Annotated in this window: 18 protein-coding genes; 5 read left to right on the top strand and 13 right to left on the bottom strand. The window is 46.0% G+C overall.

Annotation, left to right across the window (positions count from 1 at the left end; translation table 11 throughout):
- Nucleotides 1-7 precede the first annotated feature (7 nt).
- The 9 genes from ACRRU2_RS13970 to ACRRU2_RS14010 form a co-directional block, all read right to left on the bottom strand.
- Nucleotides 8-733: a manganese efflux pump gene (locus ACRRU2_RS13970; protein WP_432502497.1), complete on the bottom strand. Its 726-nt coding sequence runs from the start codon at nucleotides 731-733 to the stop codon at nucleotides 8-10.
- Nucleotides 734-920: 187 nt separating this feature from the next.
- On the bottom strand, nucleotides 921-1787 hold the full coding sequence (gene mutM, locus ACRRU2_RS13975; RefSeq protein ID WP_432502596.1) for a DNA-formamidopyrimidine glycosylase: 867 nt from the start codon (nucleotides 1785-1787) through the stop codon (nucleotides 921-923).
- Between the two features lie 64 nt (nucleotides 1788-1851).
- Nucleotides 1852-4530 carry a DNA polymerase I gene (gene polA / locus ACRRU2_RS13980; RefSeq protein WP_432502499.1) on the bottom strand — a complete coding sequence of 893 codons (2679 nt, stop codon included), beginning with the start codon at nucleotides 4528-4530 and terminating at the stop codon, nucleotides 1852-1854.
- Between the two features lie 162 nt (nucleotides 4531-4692).
- Nucleotides 4693-5352 carry a phosphate signaling complex protein PhoU gene (gene phoU, locus ACRRU2_RS13985; RefSeq protein ID WP_331698548.1) on the bottom strand — a complete coding sequence of 220 codons (660 nt, stop codon included), beginning with the start codon at nucleotides 5350-5352 and terminating at the stop codon, nucleotides 4693-4695.
- Nucleotides 5353-5422: 70 nt separating this feature from the next.
- Entirely contained in the window at nucleotides 5423-6178 is a 756-nt protein-coding gene (pstB, locus tag ACRRU2_RS13990) for a phosphate ABC transporter ATP-binding protein PstB (RefSeq protein WP_331698532.1), read from the bottom strand.
- 24 nt (nucleotides 6179-6202) lie between these two features.
- A complete protein-coding gene (gene pstA / locus ACRRU2_RS13995) occupies nucleotides 6203-7078 on the bottom strand; it encodes a phosphate ABC transporter permease PstA (RefSeq protein ID WP_331698533.1) in 876 nt (291 codons plus the stop codon).
- A 2-nt stretch (nucleotides 7079-7080) separates the two neighbouring features.
- Entirely contained in the window at nucleotides 7081-7932 is an 852-nt protein-coding gene (gene pstC, locus ACRRU2_RS14000; protein ID WP_331698549.1) for a phosphate ABC transporter permease subunit PstC, read from the bottom strand.
- Nucleotides 7933-8149: 217 nt separating this feature from the next.
- A complete protein-coding gene (locus ACRRU2_RS14005) occupies nucleotides 8150-9163 on the bottom strand; it encodes a PstS family phosphate ABC transporter substrate-binding protein (RefSeq protein ID WP_432502502.1) in 1014 nt (337 codons plus the stop codon).
- A 129-nt stretch (nucleotides 9164-9292) separates the two neighbouring features.
- Nucleotides 9293-10462, bottom strand: a complete 1170-nt coding sequence (locus tag ACRRU2_RS14010) for a methyl-accepting chemotaxis protein (RefSeq protein ID WP_432502505.1) — start codon at nucleotides 10460-10462, stop codon at nucleotides 9293-9295.
- A 157-nt stretch (nucleotides 10463-10619) separates the two neighbouring features.
- Between ACRRU2_RS14010 and ACRRU2_RS14015 the strand changes: the two genes are divergently transcribed.
- Genes ACRRU2_RS14015 through ACRRU2_RS14030 form a run of 4 tightly spaced genes read left to right on the top strand, consistent with a single transcriptional unit; the run spans nucleotide 10620 to nucleotide 13973 of the window.
- Nucleotides 10620-11795, top strand: coding sequence for a M20 family metallopeptidase (locus ACRRU2_RS14015; protein ID WP_331698536.1), 1176 nt, complete (start codon nucleotides 10620-10622; stop codon nucleotides 11793-11795).
- Nucleotides 11796-12578 carry a threonine/serine exporter family protein gene (locus ACRRU2_RS14020; RefSeq protein WP_432502508.1) on the top strand — a complete coding sequence of 261 codons (783 nt, stop codon included), beginning with the start codon at nucleotides 11796-11798 and terminating at the stop codon, nucleotides 12576-12578.
- A 59-nt stretch (nucleotides 12579-12637) separates the two neighbouring features.
- Nucleotides 12638-13072, top strand: coding sequence for a threonine/serine exporter family protein (locus tag ACRRU2_RS14025; RefSeq protein WP_331698538.1), 435 nt, complete (start codon nucleotides 12638-12640; stop codon nucleotides 13070-13072).
- Between the two features lie 13 nt (nucleotides 13073-13085).
- Nucleotides 13086-13973 (top strand): helix-turn-helix domain-containing protein, encoded by an 888-nt coding sequence (locus ACRRU2_RS14030; RefSeq protein ID WP_331698539.1) that lies wholly within the window; start codon nucleotides 13086-13088, stop codon nucleotides 13971-13973.
- A gap of 974 nt (nucleotides 13974-14947) precedes the next feature.
- Here ACRRU2_RS14030 and ACRRU2_RS14035 read toward each other — a convergent pair.
- The 3 genes from ACRRU2_RS14035 to ACRRU2_RS14045 all read right to left on the bottom strand — a co-directional run bounded on the left by ACRRU2_RS14035 (nucleotide 14948) and on the right by ACRRU2_RS14045 (nucleotide 18659).
- Nucleotides 14948-15664: a response regulator transcription factor gene (locus tag ACRRU2_RS14035; protein ID WP_331701388.1), complete on the bottom strand. Its 717-nt coding sequence runs from the start codon at nucleotides 15662-15664 to the stop codon at nucleotides 14948-14950.
- 133 nt (nucleotides 15665-15797) lie between these two features.
- Nucleotides 15798-17576, bottom strand: a complete 1779-nt coding sequence (pnpS, locus tag ACRRU2_RS14040; protein WP_331701387.1) for a two-component system histidine kinase PnpS — start codon at nucleotides 17574-17576, stop codon at nucleotides 15798-15800.
- 105 nt (nucleotides 17577-17681) lie between these two features.
- On the bottom strand, nucleotides 17682-18659 hold the full coding sequence (locus ACRRU2_RS14045; protein ID WP_432502512.1) for a bile acid:sodium symporter family protein: 978 nt from the start codon (nucleotides 18657-18659) through the stop codon (nucleotides 17682-17684).
- A 93-nt stretch (nucleotides 18660-18752) separates the two neighbouring features.
- Between ACRRU2_RS14045 and ACRRU2_RS14050 the strand changes: the two genes are divergently transcribed.
- Nucleotides 18753-19898 (top strand): YfbR-like 5'-deoxynucleotidase, encoded by a 1146-nt coding sequence (locus tag ACRRU2_RS14050; protein ID WP_331701384.1) that lies wholly within the window; start codon nucleotides 18753-18755, stop codon nucleotides 19896-19898.
- Between the two features lie 134 nt (nucleotides 19899-20032).
- Here the strand turns inward: ACRRU2_RS14050 and ACRRU2_RS14055 are convergent, their stop codons facing one another.
- Complete coding sequence (locus ACRRU2_RS14055; protein WP_331701383.1) at nucleotides 20033-20209, bottom strand: hypothetical protein; 177 nt, start codon at nucleotides 20207-20209, stop codon at nucleotides 20033-20035.
- Between the last annotated feature and the right edge of the window lies 1 nt (nucleotide 20210).

A 20210-nucleotide genomic window follows, 5' to 3' on the forward strand; every position in this document is an offset into this window, starting at 1 on the left:
CCTCCAATTACATCATTCTTAATACGCCTATTACAACTAAAAGCACACCTGGCAGCAATGCCAGCAAACGAACATTTCTCATTGCAGAAAAACGAAAACCTGTCTGCAATCCAAACACTAATAAAAGTGCACTGGAAAAAGCGATAACGATTGCGGTTGCCAACGCAGGCAGACCGAGCAAAGCTGCGCCCAAGCCTGCCCCGAACGCGTCCAGCGAAAGCGCAGTGCCAAGCATAAACGCCTCCATGGCTGAAATGTTGCCTGACTTATCGACATCCGCTGCTTGTGGTGTACGCAAAATTTGAATAACAAGACCGAGTCTTTTCAGCTCCAGCAATATGACCTGCTTAGGCGCGTCCTTATCGGACGCGGCATTATGAGCACTATTTGCTTTATCTGGCGAAACAAGCTGCTCTGAAGGACTGCTGTCTCCGGTACTAGCATCCGCATCCGGCTTATGATGCCGTGAACGGATAAATTGTACGATCGACCAGCTGCCAATCAGCATCAATATGACTGCTCCAATAAGATTGGCAATAAAATCTGACAGGTACAGGCTTAGCCAGCGTCCGGCCTGCATCGAAAGCCATATAATAAAGCCCGAGCAGCAAGCAATAATTACAACTGACAACAAAGGAATGCGAATGCGCCGCAAGCCATAAGCGATTCCAACTCCAAATCCGTCCAGACTGACAGCTATTGCAAGTACGAGCATAGAGACGATGATTTCCAACTCTGATTACCTCCCCGCCTGTCGAGCCTTAACCTGTCAATTTAAAAATTGAACAAAAAAGGGCTCAGGCCTAACCGATGTGACACAACCATCATATGCGAGGAGTTTATCTCTGTGCATAACCGATACAAATGTACAACTTGCTGCCAGGTTGCGCGCAAGGCTACACGACACGGCATCTAGGTCTTCAGGACAGGCGCGTGTGTAATTCGGCAGCTGCAGCTTTGGGCAGCTTCTGGCATTTTGGGCAAATATGAGTGCCTCTTCCAGCTACTTTCAGCTTTTCTATTTTACTTGAGCAATGAGGGCAAGGTTCATTTTTTTTGCCGTATACAAGCAGCTGCTGCTGGAACATTCCCATCTCCCCTTGTCCGTTCACATAGGATTTGATAGAAGAGCCACCTGCGTTCACTGCACTGGTCAATGTATGCTTAATCGACTCATACAGACGCTTCCATTCCGCTGCAGACAAAGAACCCGGCTCCCGTTCGGGGTGAATGCGAGCTTGAAATAATGCTTCGTCAACATAAATATTGCCAAGTCCCACTACATGCTCTTGATTGAGCAGTAAAGCTTTAATCTTAGACGAACGATACTGCATCGTTTCCTTGAGCGCCTTCAGCGTAAACTGCTCATCAAGCGGCTCTATACCAAGCTTATTCAAAGGAGGGAGCTCAAATTCCTCTCCCGGCAAAAACAGATGCATCGTGCCAAACTGCCTTACATCCTTGTAACGCAGCTCAGTTCCATCTGCAAAATGAAAAATAACATGAGTATGCGCCTCTACAGGCTCTGCCTGCTTATATACGCCGTATCTGCCTTCCATTCGCAAATGAGAAACAAGAATAATTCCGTCGAGCACAAACCGTAAAAATTTGCCTCTGCGCTCAACCGTTTGTATCGTATGACCAGCCAAAGCGTCGGCAAATTGCTCCGGCTCAATCGGCCGCTGTATGATGCGGGGCAGGCTTACAGTGACAGACCTGATTGTTTTGCCTGCAACCAGCTCCACCAACGTTCTTCTGACGGTTTCAACCTCTGGTAATTCTGGCATAGCTACTCTCCCCATGCATGCTGCCTTCGGCAGGCAGTTCTTTTCATTTTGACTAACACTAATATTACTTGGCTTCATACCAGCTTTCTCCAAAGCTCACATCAGCGCGCAGCGGCACATCCAGCTCGATTGCCCTTGACATAACTTCAGGCACTAAGCCCTTCATCAGTTCCAGCTCATCGGCCGGCACTTCGAATACAAGCTCATCGTGCACCTGCAGCAGCATGCGGCTTTTCAGCTTGCGTTCTTTAATCATTTCATCCATTTGCACCATCGCCAGCTTGATTATATCCGCTGCGGTACCTTGAATCGGCGTATTCATCGCTGTACGCTCAGCAAAAGAACGGAGATTAAAGTTCGAGGACTTGATTTCCGGCAAATATCTTCTGCGCTCCAGCAATGTCGTTACAAAACCGTCCTGTTTGGCTTGTGCAACTATATTGTCCATGTAATTTCTTACACCCTTGAAAACGTTGAAATACTGCTCGATAAAGGAAGCCGCTTCTTTTCTTGTAATACCAAGATTTTGTGACAGGCCAAAATCGCTTATGCCGTATACAATGCCAAAATTAACTGCTTTCGCTGACCGTCTCATATTGGCATCCACCTGCTCGGCAGTTACGCCAAACACGTCCATTGCGGTTTTTGTATGGATATCCATGTCATGAATAAAAGCTTCCTTCAAATTATTATCGCCTGAAATATGCGCCAGCACTCGCAGCTCGATTTGCGAATAGTCTGCTGCTAATATAAACCAGCCCGGCTCGGACGGCACAAAAGCTTTTCTTATTTTGCGTCCTTCCTCCAAGCGGATTGGAATGTTTTGCAGGTTAGGAAATTGACTGCTGAGACGTCCGGTTGCAGCAATCGTTTGTCGATAATACGTATGAATTTTGCCAGTCTCGCTGCGTACCTCCTTCAGCAGGCCTTCTACATAAGTAGATTGCAGCTTGGTAAGCTGGCGGTAATTCAAAATCAGCGGAATAATCTCATGATAAGGCGCAAGATCCTCTAGTACTTCGGCATCTGTGGAATAGCCCGTTTTTGTTTTCTTTTTGGCAGGCAAGCCGAGCTTTTCAAACAATATCTCACCAAGCTGCTTAGGCGAATTGATCTTGAATTCCTCGCCTGCATGCTTGTAAATTTCTTCTACCATAATCGAAATTTGTTTATCCAGCTGCTCCCCCAGTGCGGACAGCTCATCAGCTTGAACCGCTATGCCCTGATATTCCATCGCTGCCAGCACGCGAGAAAGCGGCTGCTCGAGCTCAAAATAAAGCTTGCTCATATGAGTGCGCTCCAGCTCGGCAGTAAGGATCGGTGTCAGCTTTCGGACAGCTTCAGCCTTTATCGCCAAATGGCGATACAGCGTCTCGCCTTCAGGCAGCTTGAATTTGGCTCCTTTGCCGTATACAGCATCGTCGGACGGAATGCCTGCAATTCCCATCTTATCGCAAATGCCGCTAAGCACCTGGTTGCCATCCGTCGGATCAAGCAAGTAAGCGGCAAGCTGCACATCAAACGCCATTCCGCCCAGCTTCATATTATGCCATTGCAAGGCCAGCTCGACCTTATGCAAATCATAGCCGTATTTAGGCTTGGATTCATCAGCGAGCCAAGCAAGCAGCCCGGCTAATGCATCATGTGCAAGCAGTTCATTTGGAACAACAAATACATGCTTTTCAAATGCGACAGAAACTCCGGCCAGCCCAGCATGATGCGGATTTTCACCAATCGCCTCAATATATAAGCCATGCTGCTCCGATTCATCTAGCAGTTTAACCAATTGAGCAACCTGCTCATCAGCTTGCTGCTCGTCCACTACTGTAATTGCAAGCTCATCCGCTGCAGCCTCTGCTTCGATTGCCGATGCTCCTGCACTGCTGCTAAGCTCAAGCCGTTCAAGCAGCGATTTGAATTCAAGCTTGCGAAGAACCTCGGCCAGCTTCTCCTGCTCATATCCGCCATATTGAATATCAGCCTCGCCTTTTTCAATCGGCACCTCGCGATAAATCGTAGCAAGCTTCTTGCTCATAATTGCATCGTCGCTATGATTCGTCAGGTTTTCCTTGAGCTTGCCTTTAAGCTGGTCAAGACTGCCAAGCACATTTTCTACCGATCCATGCTCATGAAGCAGCTTAAGCGCGGTCTTCTCGCCGACACCGGGAACACCTGGAATATTGTCTGATGCATCTCCCATAAGCCCCTTTAAATCGATGATCTGCAGCGGTGTAAGCCCGTACTTTTCATCGATGCCTGCAGGTGTGTACAGATCAACCTCGCTCACCCCTTTGCGGGTTACCGCAATAGTGACTTGGTCGGAGGCAAGCTGGAGCATGTCCTTATCTCCCGTCACGACGATCGCCTGAATAGCCTTTTCATCCGCCTGTTTCGTTAAAGTTCCAATAATATCATCTGCTTCATAGCCTGAAATTTCATATTGCGCAATGCCAAATGCATCAATCAGCTGCTTAAGCATCGGGAATTGTTCGGATAGCTCCGGCGGTGTTTTTTGACGGCCGCCCTTATATTCGCTGTAGCCTTCATGACGGAACGTTACTTTGCCAGCATCGAATGCAACCAGCATATGTGTCGGCTTATGCTCTTCAATCAGCTTAAGCAGCATCGTTGTAAAGCCATAAACAGCATTTGTATGCTGTCCGGCTGAATTGGTTAGCGGAGGCATTGCAAAAAATGCCCGATAGGCAATGCTGTTACCATCTATTAACATCCATTTACTCATATTCGATCAACACCTCGCCTAATTAATGCCTACTTTACTATCATAACACAAAATGGGCTATCCCCAAGCATCTTCGCCTGTTGAAAACCCATCTTTAACAAATTCTAATTTTTTCTAGTCAAGAAGAAACGCTGAACGTCCCTAGTTAAGGATGATACATAGTTATGTGTTCAAATCCGGTCTCTTTCCGGTTATCAAATAAACGACGCTCTCGCCAATATTGGTAGCATGATCACCAAAGCGTTCGATATGGCGGCCAACTACATTAAGCAGCGAGGCCTGGGCAATATTGCGCGGATTTTCCATCATCAGCATGTTCAGCTCACGCATAATTTGCCCGAAAAGCGCATCAACGGTATCGTCATCCTTTGCCATTTTATAAGCCAGATCTACATTCTCCTGCACAAACGCTTGAATCGACTCATTCGTCATGCTGCCTACTATTTCCGCCATGCGCGGCAAATCAATCAATGGTTTAATAATCGGCTGTCCTTCAAGCCGTATAACAACCTTGGCAATATTAACCGATAAATCCCCCATACGCTCCAAGTCGCTGGCAATTTTGAAGGCAGATAAAATACGTCTCAAATCTTTCGCAACAGGCTGTTGAGTAACGATCAAGCGCGAGCCCAAATCCATAATCTGCTCTTCCATCTGATTAAGCTCTGAATCCTTTGCTATAACATTTTCTGCTATCCGCACATTTTGCTTAAGCAATGAATCCATCGCTTCTACAAGTGAATTTTCTACAAATTTCCCCATCTGTACAATCAAATTATGAAGCTGCTCAAGACCAGAATCAAATTCCTTGCGCACTGTCATCATTATGAACACTCCCCCAAACAATAGATTTAAGCACTCTTTAATCCGCTTTTAAAATACTAGAGACCTCTTAGCCAAAACGTCCGCTTATATAATCTTCTGTACGCTGGTCAACCGGATTAGAGAACAGCTTCTCCGTTTCCGAATACTCAACAACCTCGCCATTTAAGAAGAACACAGTCTGATTCGAAACACGGGCAGCCTGGTGCATATTGTGTGTGACCATTACAATCGTATAATTATTTTTCAGCTCCTGTACAAGCTCTTCAATTTTCAAGGTGGAAATCGGGTCAAGCGCTGATGTCGCCTCATCCATAAGCAAAATATCCGGATTGACCGCGAGTGCTCTCGCTATACACAAACGCTGCTGCTGACCGCCAGAGAGACCAAAAGCGGACCGTTTCAAATAATCCTTCACTTCATTCCAAAGCGCTGCAGAACGCAAGCTTGTTTCTACAATTTCATCGAGCTTAGCTTTGTTATGGATGCCATGAAGCCTTGGACCGTAAGCGATATTGTCATATACGGATTTAGGAAAAGGGTTTGGCTGCTGGAACACCATACCGACTTTTTTACGAAGCGTCTCTACATCCACTTCATTGGAATAAATCTCAGTCCCGCCTATTTTAAGCTGACCTTCAATTCTCGTGCCGGGAATCATATCATTCATGCGGTTAAGCGTGCGAAGCAATGTGGACTTGCCGCAGCCGGAAGGTCCAATAAACGCAGTTATCGCCTTTTCAGGAATAGTCAGTGAAACGTCCTTCAAAGCCTGGAAAGTGCCATAATACAAGTTTAAATTTTTGATATTTATGAGAGCGTCCATATCGTTCCCTCCATCTTTTTGTAATTAAACATTTTTCTGATACTTGTTGCGAAGCAGAATTGCCGCAAAATTCATAAGCAGCAGTAGAACGAGCAGCACAATAATGCCGCCGGCTGCAAGCTCTTTAAATTCAGGCTGTGGCTTGGATATCCAGTTATATACTTGAATCGGTATGACCGTGAAAGAATCCATAATACTATTCGGTAAAAAGGCAACATAAGTCAGGGCTCCGATCATTACTAGCGGAGCAGTTTCTCCAATCGCACGTGACATAGCCAAAATGACACCTGTCATAATACCCGGCATAGCCGATGGCAGCACGGCTCGTGAGACAGTTTGCCACTGTGTTGCTCCCAGTGCAAAGGAAGCATCGCGTCTTGATCTTGGCACTGCGCGAATCGCTTCTTGAGCTGCGACAATAATAATTGGCAGGACAAGCAGCGTCATGGTCAGAGCCCCTGCAAGCAAGCTTCTATCTAAGGATAGAAGGCGGACAAACAAGGCAAGGCCCAATATTCCGTATACGATAGAAGGAACCCCTGCCAATGTGCTTATATTAAGCTGAATCAGCTTCGCAATGCGGTTTTTCTTGCCGTATTCCTCCAGATAGATAGCCGCTCCGACACCGAATACGAAAGCTAGCGGGGCCATAATGCAAAGCATGTAGATCGTTCCTACGAATGCAGACTTCATACCGGAAGCTGCTGCCTTACGCGATGGATACTCGGTGAATAGCTGGGGCTGAACCTTAGCTATACCATCGATAACAATATCAATCAGCAAGGCGCACAGGGCGATGACACCGACCGAGGTTGCCGCGACAAATAGTAAATGCAGCATCCAGTCTATACGGCGGCGTTGAGCAATCTGCTTGCGATTTGCATCTTGAAATATACTCATGCCTAGTACTCCTCTCTGAATCGTTTTGCAACATATTGGGCAACAATATTAAGCAAGAAAGTAATGACGAACAAAGTCATGCCGACAGCGAAAATCGAGCCATATTCAATAGAGCCATGAGGTGTATCGCCTAAGCTGACCTGTACGATATAAGCAGTCATCGTCTGAATACTTTCCAGCGGGTTCACTGTCATATTCGGCGTAGCGCCCGCTGCCAAAGTAACGATCATCGTCTCGCCAATCGCACGGGAGAAAGCAAGCACGGCCGATGCCACAATGCCGGACAAAGCGGCAGGCACAACTATTTTAAGCGCAACCTCGAATCTTGTGGCGCCCAGCGCATATGCGCCGTCACGAAGTGATCTTGGTACCGCGGACATCGCATCCTCACTAAGGGAGCAAACCATAGGGATAATCATAATACCTACTACAATACCAGCGCTCAATGCGTTAAACGTTCCTGCAGAGCTGAATATATCTCGAATAATCGGAGTTACAATACTTAGTGCAAAATAGCCATATACAATCGTCGGGATACCGGCCAGAACCTCCAGTATCGGCTTTACAATATTGCGCACGCGTTTAGGTGCATATTCCGATAGATAGATAGCACTGGCAAGACCGATCGGAACAGCAACTAAACACGCGATAACCGTAATCAGCAAGGTGCCTGATAACAGCGGCAATATGCCAAAGCTTTTTGGCGGAATTAATGGCGACCACTTGGTGCCGAATAAGAAGTCTGCAATCGGAATAGTTTTAAAAAAGCTGTATGTTTCCGTAATTAATGTGACGACAATTCCAATCGTCGTTAGAACGGATACGCTGGCGCAAAGAAAAAGCAGTACAGGCATTACTTTGTTGATTATGCTTACACGCTCATTCTTAAATCGACCAATCGATGGCTGGCTAGGTGCACTAGCTCCCAGTTTGGACGGTTCGGCTTGCTGCGTCATTGGACGGCCTCCTCTTTACCCTTTTACAAATCTTTAACATCATTGGCGAGAAAAATGTGATGCCCGATAAGGCATCACATCTTGCATCACATTTTTCTCGCCTCTTATAAGTGCGTTATTTAATTTTAGCTGCTTCTTCTTTGTACTTCTCATCCGGCAATGCTACGTAACCAACTTCGCCAGCCATTGCGCCGATGTTGTTAATGTAGTATTTCAAAAACTCGTTCACTTCAGGGCGTGCCATCTCTGCATTGTTAGCATAGATGAACAATGGTCTGGAAAGCGGTGAATAGCTGCTGTCTTTGATCGTATCGTAAGATGGAGTTACTGCGCCTTTGCCGCCGTCAATTGGAACAACCTTCAGCTTGTCTTGGTTTTCTTCGTAATAAGCAAAACCGAAGTAGCCAATGCCGAACTCGCTGCCTGCAACGCCTTGAACTAGCGTATTGTCATCTTCGCTGAATACGATCGCTTTGTCGTTGCGAATACCTTTTTTGTCAAGAACAGCTTCGTTGAAATAATCATAAGTACCAGAATCAGCACCAGGAGAGAACATTAGAATTTCTTTGTCCGGCCATGTGTCGCGAACATCTTTCCAAGTTTTAACGCCAGACTCCGTTACGAAAATTTTGTTCAGTTCTTCAATAGTCAAGTAGTCGATAAAATCATTATCTTTGTTAATAACTACAGATAGTCCGTCGTATGCTACAGAAAGCTCAGTAAACTCGATTCCCTTATCCGCACATGCTGCTGCTTCCTCATCTTTAATGTTGCGTGATGCATCTGCAATTGCAATTTCACCTGCGCAGAAACGCTTAAAGCCGCCGCCTGTTCCGGAAACGCCTACCGGTACACGCACATCAGGATGCTCTTTGCCAAACTCCTCTGCAGCTGCTTCTGTCAATGGGAATACTGTGCTGGAGCCGTCTACCAAAATTTCACCTTTAAGCTTCGCAGTTTCAACCTTTGGCGCTTCGCTTGCCGGCGCTGTAGCTGAAGGAGGTGTTGTAGTTGCTGCTCCCTGATTTTTATCCCCGCTGTCCGTTTTATTTCCACAAGCTGATGTAAGCAGCAAAATAGCCGCTACCGATGCTAGAATAATCCCTTTTGCTTTCTTTCTCTTAACCAAAACAACCACTCCTCTGAATTGAATGTTTAATATTTTTTATCGTTCCTACGCTTCTAATACTACTAACAGTTTGTTAATGAAGTATTCTGATTTTGTAAATGCAGTGTTAAAAGTATTGCGATTTGTTAATCAATTTTCATAGGAAGCTCTCAATTTTTCCATTTCATCTGCTACTAGAACGGCATGCTGATAGGAATGCTCAGCCAATTTGCCGATATGCCTGCCGCTTTCCTCGTTTTGATGGGCTGTATTCATCAGCTGATCGAATACAGTCTCCGTCTTTTTTACAAACTGCCGGCTTGCCATCGTTTCATCCTTGCCCGTCTCTACTGCGGCTGCTGTATCTTCTATCGCATGTATAACGGCTTTCGTTATTCTAGTAATTCCATTAGCAAGCTGCTTTGTTTCATTAGCGAGCTTCATTACCTGCTCTGCCACGACCGCAAACCCTCTTCCATGCTCACCCGCCCGCGCTGCTTCAATAGATGCGTTCACTGCAAGAAGATTGCTTTGCTCTGCCAGTCCTTTTATTAAATCGGTAACTTTATAAATGGCTCCCGCTTCCTGCTGCAAATTTTTCATTTGTTCCTGCTGCACCAACGCGTTTGACAAAATGGATTGAAAAACATCTGTCACCTTTCCAAGCTCGCCTCGGCCGCTGTTCATCAACTCAGACATCGCGATGGCCTGCTGCTCGCCCTGTTTTGCAGATCGATGCACTTCAGAAATGACATCCTTGATTTGCTGCAAGCCGGTTTCGGCGGATGCAATGACAGCGATTTGTCCTAAAATAGCTTTTTCTTGCAAAGCGCTAGAAAGCTTAAGTAAATCTGATACCGTTAATATTCCGTGCAATCTTTCCTGGCTAGTTACCAGAACACAGTCATATAAAATATGCTCCTGGCGCTGCAAAGCTCTGCTAATGACCTGCTGCGGCTCCTCTTTCGCATCTACGATTAAAGGCTGCTGATCCATTAAAGCTTCAATCGGCTTGTCATACCACAGCTCGGCACTAAACCGCTGGCCCAGTTTTAGAAAAAAACGGGGTCTCATTAATATCCCAAGCGGCTTGTATAATGGCGTACATACGACCAAGCATTCACTTTCAGGATTTTGCCGGAATAGTTGTATAGCCTCCCTGCATGAAAGTTCGGGCGGAGCAATCAAGGGTTGTCTTATGTAAGAGCCCCATTCTTCATCTTTTTTTCTGTTTGCTGAAGCTATTGCTTGGGTTGAGCCTTTCATTTCAATTACAGCTGCAATTTCTGACTGATTTGGCCGTTTCACTACAATTGCCATAGTACTTTGACCTCCCTAATTGTTAGTGACACCATTACTATAGAACTAGTTCATTAAACCAAAACGAGATTCATGTTATGGGATTGTAAAAATAATTGCAAAAGGGAATATGTTATAATAGAAGCGTGACTATTATGAGGATAAAGAGGATAAGCCTATGTCTAACAAGAACATTGTAATGGAAGCTATAGATACAAATGCCGAACAATTCAAGCAGGTTTCCCGCTCAATTGGGAGCAGGCCTGAACTGGGCCATAAAGAATTTTTCGCTTCTGACTTATTGATTAAAACACTTGAAGGCCATAATTTTTCTATCGAACGCGGTGTGCTTAATTTGCCGACTGCGTTTATAGCCACCTATGACTCCAATCGGCCGGGTCCGACAGTGGGCTTGCTTTGTGAATACGACGCTTTGCCTGAAATCGGCCATGCCTGCGGCCATCATTTGATTTGCTCAATGAGTGCCGCGGCTGCTGTCGGACTCAAATCTGTTTTGAATGAAACAGGCGGCAAAATTAAAGTGTATGGCACGCCGGCAGAAGAAACGATGGGCGCCAAAGTGCCGATGGCCGAAGCAGGTCTGTTCGACGAATGCGATTTTGCTCTAATGGCGCATCCATATTATCAGTTCGAACGATCAGGCACCTCGCTCGCGCTCGATGCCGTTCAATTTGAGTACTTCGGCAAAGCCTCTCATGCAGCGGCTAACCCGGAGGAAGGAGTCAATGCGCTTGACGGTGTGCTGCAGCTGTTCAACAGCATCAATGCACTGCGCCAGCAGACGAAATCCGACGCGAGAATTCACGGCATCATCGATCAAGGCGGCAGTGCACCCAATATTATTCCGGACTATGCGTCCGCTAAATTTTATATTCGCTCGGCTTCGCGGGCCTATACGAATGAGCTTACGGCTAAAGTAAAGAAATGCGCAGAGGGCGCTGCCTTGCAATCCGGCTGCGAGCTTCGCATGAATCACTATGAGCTGTCTTATGATGAATTGATTACAAATGAAGCGCTATCCGATCAATTTCAAAAAAACTTGCTGGAGATGGGCGTTCCTGTGGAGGAAATTGGGGAAGGCCAGGATCATGGCTCGCTTGATCTTGGCAACGTATCGACTCGCTGTCCGGCTATTCATCCCTATGTCAAAATCGTGGAGGAACGCTTTTTGCTTCATACCGAGCAGTTTCGCGATGCAGCCATGACAGAGCAGGCGCTTGAACGAATGATTTTTGGAGCCAAGCTTCTGGCAGCCACAGCTTATGACGTGTGCTCGAACGAAGCACTGCTTAAGCAAATACGCGCACAATTCCAAGCTTTGCGGAGGCAATAGATGATGCCGGACCTCACTTCTTCAGACGCAGCTGTCCAGCCAGATACACAAGCAGTTACGAAGCTTTGCCTGCTGGCAGGCAAAATCATTATGCAAAGCGGTGGCGAGACTCAGCGTGTAGAAGATACGATGATGCGTATTGCCGCCGCTTACGGGCATCATAATTCACATAGCTTCGTTACGCCAACTGGGATCCTGTTCGCGATAGACGGCTCCTCCCATGTTACCAGGCTAGTGCGGATCTCTAACCGATCCAACAATTTAAAAAAGGTCGCGATCGTGAATGATATTTCGCGTAAAGTAGCCAGCAGCGAGCTGGATTATCATGAAGCACTGCAGCAATTGCAGCATGTTGACAAGGCGCAGCTGGATTACCCCAGTTGGCTCACGACACTAGCTGCTGCTGTCGCCAGCGCCTGTTTTCTGTATATGTCCGGCGGAACATGGTACGAGCTGGCCCCTGTTTTTATAATTGGCGGGATAGGCTACAGCTGTTTTAATCTTTTACATGATTCTATAAAAATTAAGTTTTTTGCTGAGTTTATCGCTGCTTTGCTAATCGGAACGCTTGCCGTTGCTGTCGTACATATGGGACTTGCCTCGCAGCTTGATACGATTATAATCGGCTCCGTAATTCCGCTGGTGCCCGGCTTGCATATTACAAATGCTATACGCGATCTTATGGCCGGCCATTTAGTATCTGGAATTTCCAAAGGAGCAGAAGCCTTTCTGACGGCATCCGCGATCGGAGCAGGCATCGCTGCTGTACTATTTGTTTTTTAGAATTGTTCACTTCAAAGAACGACGAAATCATTTACTTGGCAGAAAGGAGTTAGCGCGTTGTGGATATTATATTGAAGCTTCTGATGAGCTTTATTGCTACCTCCGCTTTTGGGCTTATATTCAATGTGCCTTTGCGCTTGCTGCCAATCTGCGGTACAGTTGGTATGGGCGGCTGGCTCGTCTTTATTGCCGGTGAAGAATGGCTGGGCCTTAATCCCATTGCGGCAGTTATGCTTGCAGCGTTTTGTGTTACAGCAATTAGCCAGATTTTTGCCCGGCTCTTAAAAACGCCGATCATTTTGTTCAACGTATCAGGCATTATTCCGCTGGTTCCCGGCAGGCTGGCTTATAACGCCATGCGCAATGTCGTCGAGGATCAATATGATATCGCCCTGCAGCTTGGCACTCAGGTGCTGCTCATTTCAGGGGCAATAGCGATTGGTCTGGTGCTCTCTGAGGTCGTTCATCAATTTATTCGCAAAGCTGCTCGGTAAGGGAGATATGGAAATGAAGATGGAAGCGTTCAATGAAATGGTGCCCTATGAAAATCCCTTATTATCGATTCGCATTTTCCGCACGAAGCGAGCCGGCGGCAACTACATCAACTGGCATTATCACAAGCAGCTGGAGCTGCTTCTCATTATAGAAGGCGAGCTTGATGTTTCTATCGCGGAAGAAACTTATCCGCTTAATGAAGGCGATATTGTGCTTATCGGTGCCTCGGAGCTGCATCGTGACCGTACGCTGCATTCCTGTGACTATATCGTGCTGCAATTCGAGCTGGAAAACTTTTTTGACCACAGCTCAATCTCTTACTTGAAATATTTTTCAGAAACGCATATGCCTTTAAGCAAGGCAAACTATATATTTAGGCAGTATCCAGAGGTAAAAAAAGCAGCATCTCAGCTTATTATGCAAATATTAGAAGAAACACAACTGAAAAAACCGGGCTATGAGCTGGCCGTCAGTATCCATATCAAACAATTGCTTCTGCTTCTGCTTAGAAACGACAATCGTCAAGTGCTGCTGGAGCAAGACAATTTCGATAAAGTACGCCTTAAGCCTGTGCTCGATTATATTGACCAGCATTTGCATGACCGCATTTCGGTAGAGGAAGTATGCAAGATTGCCAATATGAGCTACTATTATTTCGTTAAATATTTCAAAAAAACGCTGGGGCTCTCCTTCACGGAATATGTCAACTACCGCAAAGTGAAATCTGCAGAACGTCTCCTTCTGACGAAGGACTTAAGCATTGCGGAAGTCAGCGATCGTGTCGGAATGCCAAATATGGCCCATTTTTATAAAATGTTCAAAAAATACAATGATTGCTCGCCGAAGCAATTTCAAAGCAAAATGCTGCAGTGGAAGCAGCAGGATGATTATAAGCGGTAACAAGCTATTAACTTAAACTAACGATGCTTTGAGATCTGTTACTTTAGGGGCTTTTGCTGCATTGCCGATTGGCAAACTTGGGCTAGCAGTGCGCTGTTTGTAACAGCAGTACGCTTTGTGGCCAGCAAATACGCTACTTCTGATTCTAACGAATCCTCATGGCGCTATTTGGCCTGATTTGGCTGTTTTGATTTTGTAACGAAGATCTGATGCGCTATATGTGAACTAATGTCAGTCCGGAGACCCTTTTTGATCAAATAAGACACTGTATGAGACTGTCGATTAATTGTGGATAGTTGCAACAAGCAATAGAAAGGGGTATCACTGCGATCAAGATTGGGATTCCGACCGCTGTTGTAGTCCAATTTTTATGAATAAATAACCCTTGTAAAGGAAAAAATTAGCCTACAAAGGCGGACGCTGCCGCTTCTCCATTCCCAAATCTTGCTCTCCGTTTCCCTTTTCATTGCTTTTGAATGTTTTCAACCTAATCGACAGTTTCTCAGCGCACTGTTGTGCTTATAACATCAGATTTCAGAATCTAACGGTTGTCAGTAGCGCTAACATGCCTAAAACACCAGTTCCTAGATTTTAACGGTTGTTAGAAGTCTTAATTACCTCAAAAGCAGCTCGAAAAAGCCAAAGTTCACAAATAACGCTGATCACAACCGTTACAATTTCTAAATAGCCTTTTTTTAGCTAGATAGCGCTTGTCAGAACCGTTAGACGCTAAAGGCAGAAAAGTTTCGATTCCATTCTGGATTAGGCAACGAGTGCAATGGTAAAGAGGGGTACTGCGATCAAGACTTCATTCCCCTTTCTTTTTGCTTGCCTGTAGTTGCCTACAATTAATCGACAATAGCGCACTATAGAGATGCCTACTAACTAAATACCGCGCATATGCCGACTCTTACTAAATAAATAGACGTCGCACGCATAATTAAGAAAAATAATTAAAAAAGCCCGCAACCCGCTTACTGGGTTTCGAGCTTTTTCTTCATTACGAGCTTGTAGCCGACGCCTCGAATGGAATCAATGGCAACGGACTGCTGACCCAGCTCCAGCTTTTTGCGCAGAGAGCTGACATGTACGTCTACGGTTCGCTGGCCGCCAAAATAATCAAAGCCCCATACGACATTCATTAGATCATCTCTTGTCACAACTACTCCTGGGCGCTGCACCAAATAAAGCAGTACTTCGAATTCCTTCGGACGCAGCGGAATCGCTTCGCCATGCAATGTAACCTCATACTTTTCGGGATAAATAAACAGCTCTCCCGCTTGGATTACTTTCTCGCTGGACATGACCGGCGCAGTATCTTCTATTTGTGTTCGCCTTAATACGGCGGATACTCTTGCCAGCAGCTCTGCAACCCCAAAGGGCTTCGTAATATAATCATCCGCTCCGTGCTTCAGCCCCTGCACAACCTCTTCCTCCGCATTGCGCGCAGTCAAAATAATAACAGGTGTTTTATTGCCGCCTTGACGGAGGCGATTCAATACTTCAAAGCCATTGAGACCAGGAAGCATTATATCCAATATAATCAGATCAAAATTGCCCGTAAGAGCAGTATGCAGCCCTTCCCCGCCATGATCGACTACCTTAGTCTCATAACCCTCTTGCGACAAATTATAGGACAATAGCCTGGCCAGTGTAGGCTCATCCTCGATAACAAGCACTTTATACGACATGATGACCTCCATGCGAGTCGTACATACTAAAGCATATATACCGCACCCGCGTACTATCTGTAATCGTTCAATACCTCTAGTTTAACATGCCTGTCCACCAATTAGGCAATATTTTTTTTACCGGATTGGTTTCTTATTGCAGCACGGGCAAAATAATGGTAAAGGTTGTTCCGACTCCAGTTGTACTTGTCACCGTAATAGTTCCCTTATGAAGCTCCACCAAGTGCTTGACGATGGACAATCCAAGGCCTGTTCCGCCCGAGCTTCTTGAACGCGCCTTATCTACGCGGTAAAAGCGTTCAAAAATACGGGGCAGGTCCTTCTTCGGTATGCCGATTCCTGTATCGCTAATTTGAATAGACAGCAAATCGTCATTAATCGCGTGAATCGAAAGTGTTACTTTGCCTCCGTCCGGCGTGTAGTTGATGCCGTTGGACAGCAAATTCATTACGATTTGGCGCAACCGATCCTCGTCAGCCTCCACATAAAGGCCTGGCTGAATTTTGCTGCAAAGCTCGATTCCTTTCATCGTCGCTTCAGCTTCAAGCAACGTCATCGTCTTGCTCACAAAGCTATCCAGTTCAACTGGAGAGAACATTAGCGGCACACGTCTGGACTCAATCTTGGACAGCTCCAAAATATCGCCAATCAAACGGTTAAGCCTGTCGCTTTCGTCGAATATAATTTGCAGGAATGAACGCGCAGTCTCCTCATCCTTTACAGCTCCGCCCAGCAGCGTTTCCGCAAAGCCTTTAACTGCTGCAATCGGCGTCTTCAGCTCATGCGACACATTAGCAACGAACTCACTGCGCATGCGCTCCAGCCTGCGGATTGCGGATACGTCCTGCAGCACAAGCAGCACGCCGCCGCGCTGATGCTCGCCTTCGGATATCGGCACCAGCGTCAATTCCACAAGCCGCTCCTCCGGATAGTAAAAGGTCACTTCCTCCCGCAGAGCCTCCTTGGATCTTAATGCGCCCTGGATCATTTGCGAAAGCTCGTACTGCTGCTTGGCTTCTGAATAATGCCTTCCAACAAGCTCGCTTGCCGGCAAGCCAAGCACTTCCTCTGCATGGCGGTTCATGAGCACGACTCTTCCGTCAGTCTCTATCATGACGATGCCGTTAATCATATTTGCCAATACGGTCTGCAATTGATTTTCATTTTGCTTGATGCGCTCCATTTGCACTTGCAGACTGTCCGCCATCGCATTAATAGCATGACCTAATTCGCCAATTTCATCCTTTTTCACTACCGTTACTCTAGCTACATAATCCTGATTCGTTATCCGCTTAGCCACCTTCGTAATTTGCTCTAATGGCTTTGTAAGCCCGAGGGCAACTCTATAGCTGATAACAGCAGCAAGGACAAATAAGATAAGCAGTCCGCCAATCATCACATACATCACCTTGCGCAAGCCGCTGTCCACCTCATCCAGCGTCATCGCCATACGAATAACATAAGAATAATTATCCGTTTGATCCTTGATCGGAATTGCAACATAGATCATATTCATGCGCATCGTGTTGCTGGAGCGAACAGCTCGTCCAATTCCTTCCTCAAGCGCTTCGGATACCTCATTGCGGTATAAGTGGTTATTCATTTCCTCCGCGGCATAATCCGAATCGCCAAGCACGACGCCGTCACTGCGAATAAAGGTAATCCGCGACTCTGTATATGATTTTATTTCATTTGCTTGCTCGGTATAATAACTGTACACTTCCTCTGCATTGTCGCTGGCCTTCCATTCCATACGGGAGGCGATAAGCTTCATCTCGCGCACCATATTATCTTCAAGAGCGTCAATATAAATATTTTTGAACGTATTCATCATCATAAAGCCAGCTGCACTTACAGCTAAAGCGATAATAGAAATAATAATCATCGTTAATCTGGTACGAAAACTGTTCATACGACTCACCCCCGCCACACATACTGTTGCTTCCTTCTAGATTGAAACTGTCGATACTCAAGCATACGCTTCCGAATCGATAGTCTTCATGCATCTCCGCTAGTTTTATCCTACATGCAGTGAGGTTGTCTCGCTAGCTTTATTATTATTAAGTTTTTGTAAAATATAATGATGCAAGGTAGCCATAGGCTGCTGAATCAGTATAGACAAGACGACCGGCACAGCGGCAAGCGGACTGAAATAGCCCAGCGCCAGTACAATGCCAAGCGAGATGTTGCGCATGCCCGTTGCATATGAAACGGTAATCTGCTTTCCCTTATCTTTAAGCTTCGCTGCAGCAAAATATCCAATTGCATAGCAAAACGCAACTAATGCGATAGTCAATGGCACAAGTGTTAGCATATCTTGCTTAAGCTGCCCGATATATGGCGCAATGGCAGCTGCATTCAACGCAACGACAAGCACGAAGCAAAGCTTGGACAGCGGAGCTGCTGCCGGCTTCACACGGTCGGCAATTTTCCCCTTGCTCCATTCATACAAAGAGACCCCTATAATAGTAGGCAGCACGATTATTATCGTCAAATCGAGCATGATAGGCCCAGCCTCTACTTCGATAGCAGAATTGAAAAACAGATGAATGCCCGCAGGCACAACAAATGGGCTAAGCAAAGAATCAAGCACGACCATAGCCAGCATGAGCGGTATATTCCCTCCTGACATGCCCACCCATAGCACGGAGGATACGCCAAGCGGTATAATTGCGAACAGCACAAGCCCTATAACATAAGGAGAGTCCGCCCCGAACGTTAAGATTCCTGCAGCATAGGCCACAATCGGCGAAATCATATGCGCCAGAATAAACACAAGTATAATAAGGCCTGGCCTGCCAGCCGAAGCCTTTAGCTGTTTCATCCCGCAGCCCACTGCCATCGTAAAAGTAACAAAAGCAAACAAATAAGGGACGGCTCCTATAAAATACTGCAGCTCCGAGGCCATAAAAAAACCTGCCAGTAAGGAGCAAGGTATAATTAGAAACATCCATTTTTCAAAATATTGATTAAACGCAAGTCCAAAGCGCCGCATAGGTATTCCCTCTTTTTTGTCTAGTCTCGCTATCCTTTTCATTTTATAATAACATAGAACGATTATTTATTACTCTAAAAGGCGGTGCGTCGGATGAAAAACAGCCGTTTTTTTCATGCCATTATTCAAATGCAGTATGTGCCCAGGTGGCATGAGCACTCCCCACGCTATAAAGACAATGCAGCCAGCCACAGCTTTCGCTGCGCGGCAATTGCCGTGCTAATCGGCATCATACAAGAGCAAATAATCAAGCAGCCAGTGGACAAGCTCGAGCTTGCGGCACGGGCGCTGCTGCATGATCTTAATGAGACCGTTACCGGTTCTATCAAACATAACACAAAAAAAGACGCCATCGTGGCAGCGCATATCCGTCAGCTTGAAACAGAGGTCAGCAAAGATTTGGTAAGCTGCTTATCACGCTCCATGCAAGGTTCCTTCTATAATTACATTGTGCTTGCGGAGGATGATTCCGATATAGGCGCCTTAGTCAAGCAAATCGATACGCTTGATGCCTATTTGTTTTGCAAGCGCGAGCATGAGGCCGGCAGCAGCCCTTATTTTTCACAAACCTGTCAAGCCCTTTACGATGATTTGCAGCAAACAGCCCTGCCTGCTGTCAAATGGTTTATTCAAGCTTTGGAGCAAGAGCCGTATAGCGGCTTGCAGCAATTGGTTCACCATATTGTGAATCTTGATTTAATCGAACGTTGGGGCGGCAGCTTCAATCTGATTCCCGATAATGACGCTACGCATTCCTTTCGTGTTGCAGCTATGACGTTATTTAACAGCTGGCTGGAAACGGAACGCTTCGGGTCAAGCGGCATTGACCATTTTCGCGCACTCGCCAAATCGCTATATCATGATCTGGTTGAAAGCATTAGCGGCGATGTAGCCTCACCTATAAAAAAATCATCGCTTGAGATCAAAGCCGCCTTTGAGCAGTATGAACACCAGCTCGCAGTATCTCTGGTGGAGGCATTGCCGATCAGCTTTCATGAGCCTCTTACAGATTTTATTGTACATGCCAAGGACAAAACTTATGAAGGTGAGCTGACGGATATATCCGACAAGCTTGACGCGCTGATTAAAAGCAATCTCGAAATGCGCAACAATCCGCATTATGGTGAAATCTACTACGCGCAGCTAACACAACTGCAGCATCATTACGAAAATCCATCTGTCATTTTCTTTCTTGCCTATATATTGCATGACCTAACCTTTGACCACTTTGTGCGATAACACCTTAAAAAGGATAATAAAGCAGGCTGTTTCAAGCAGCACGCAAGAAATTCGGCAACGAAAGCAACCATGCTAAAAGCACGGCAAGGCGAGACCCATCGCTCCCTGCAGCCGTGCTTTTATCCTTCATTTTCCTATTCCCTCATCCGCTCCACTGCTTTTCTTACTTCCGTATAAAATTTCTTCCAATCCTCAGTCATTTCCTCTTGCTGAGGCATTTTTTCAAGCTGATCAGGGACAGACGGCTGGCCCGTTTCAGGTATAATTTCCTTCAGCTTTAATTTATCTAGCCTATTGTGCAACTCATCCATG

The organism is Paenibacillus sp. GXUN7292, assembly GCF_050864975.1.
Lineage (GTDB): Bacteria > Bacillota > Bacilli > Paenibacillales > Paenibacillaceae > Pristimantibacillus.

Coding starts and splice junctions, on each gene's coding strand:
- phoU (WP_331698548.1), bottom strand. CDS start 5,352: ATGACAGTGCGCAAGGAATTTGATTCTGGTCTTGAGCAGCTTCATAAT.
- ACRRU2_RS14020 (WP_432502508.1), top strand. CDS start 11,796: ATGATGCCGGACCTCACTTCTTCAGACGCAGCTGTCCAGCCAGATACA.
- ACRRU2_RS14010 (WP_432502505.1), bottom strand. CDS start 10,462: ATGGCAATTGTAGTGAAACGGCCAAATCAGTCAGAAATTGCAGCTGTA.
- ACRRU2_RS14030 (WP_331698539.1), top strand. CDS start 13,086: ATGAAGATGGAAGCGTTCAATGAAATGGTGCCCTATGAAAATCCCTTA.
- ACRRU2_RS14045 (WP_432502512.1), bottom strand. CDS start 18,659: ATGCGGCGCTTTGGACTTGCGTTTAATCAATATTTTGAAAAATGGATG.
- ACRRU2_RS14050 (WP_331701384.1), top strand. CDS start 18,753: ATGAAAAACAGCCGTTTTTTTCATGCCATTATTCAAATGCAGTATGTG.
- pnpS (WP_331701387.1), bottom strand. CDS start 17,576: ATGAACAGTTTTCGTACCAGATTAACGATGATTATTATTTCTATTATC.
- pstA (WP_331698533.1), bottom strand. CDS start 7,078: ATGAGTATATTTCAAGATGCAAATCGCAAGCAGATTGCTCAACGCCGC.
- ACRRU2_RS14055 (WP_331701383.1), bottom strand. CDS start 20,209: ATGGATGAGTTGCACAATAGGCTAGATAAATTAAAGCTGAAGGAAATT.
- pstC (WP_331698549.1), bottom strand. CDS start 7,932: ATGCCTGTACTGCTTTTTCTTTGCGCCAGCGTATCCGTTCTAACGACG.
- ACRRU2_RS14015 (WP_331698536.1), top strand. CDS start 10,620: ATGTCTAACAAGAACATTGTAATGGAAGCTATAGATACAAATGCCGAA.
- polA (WP_432502499.1), bottom strand. CDS start 4,530: ATGAGTAAATGGATGTTAATAGATGGTAACAGCATTGCCTATCGGGCA.
- ACRRU2_RS14035 (WP_331701388.1), bottom strand. CDS start 15,664: ATGTCGTATAAAGTGCTTGTTATCGAGGATGAGCCTACACTGGCCAGG.
- pstB (WP_331698532.1), bottom strand. CDS start 6,178: ATGGACGCTCTCATAAATATCAAAAATTTAAACTTGTATTATGGCACT.
- mutM (WP_432502596.1), bottom strand. CDS start 1,787: ATGCCAGAATTACCAGAGGTTGAAACCGTCAGAAGAACGTTGGTGGAG.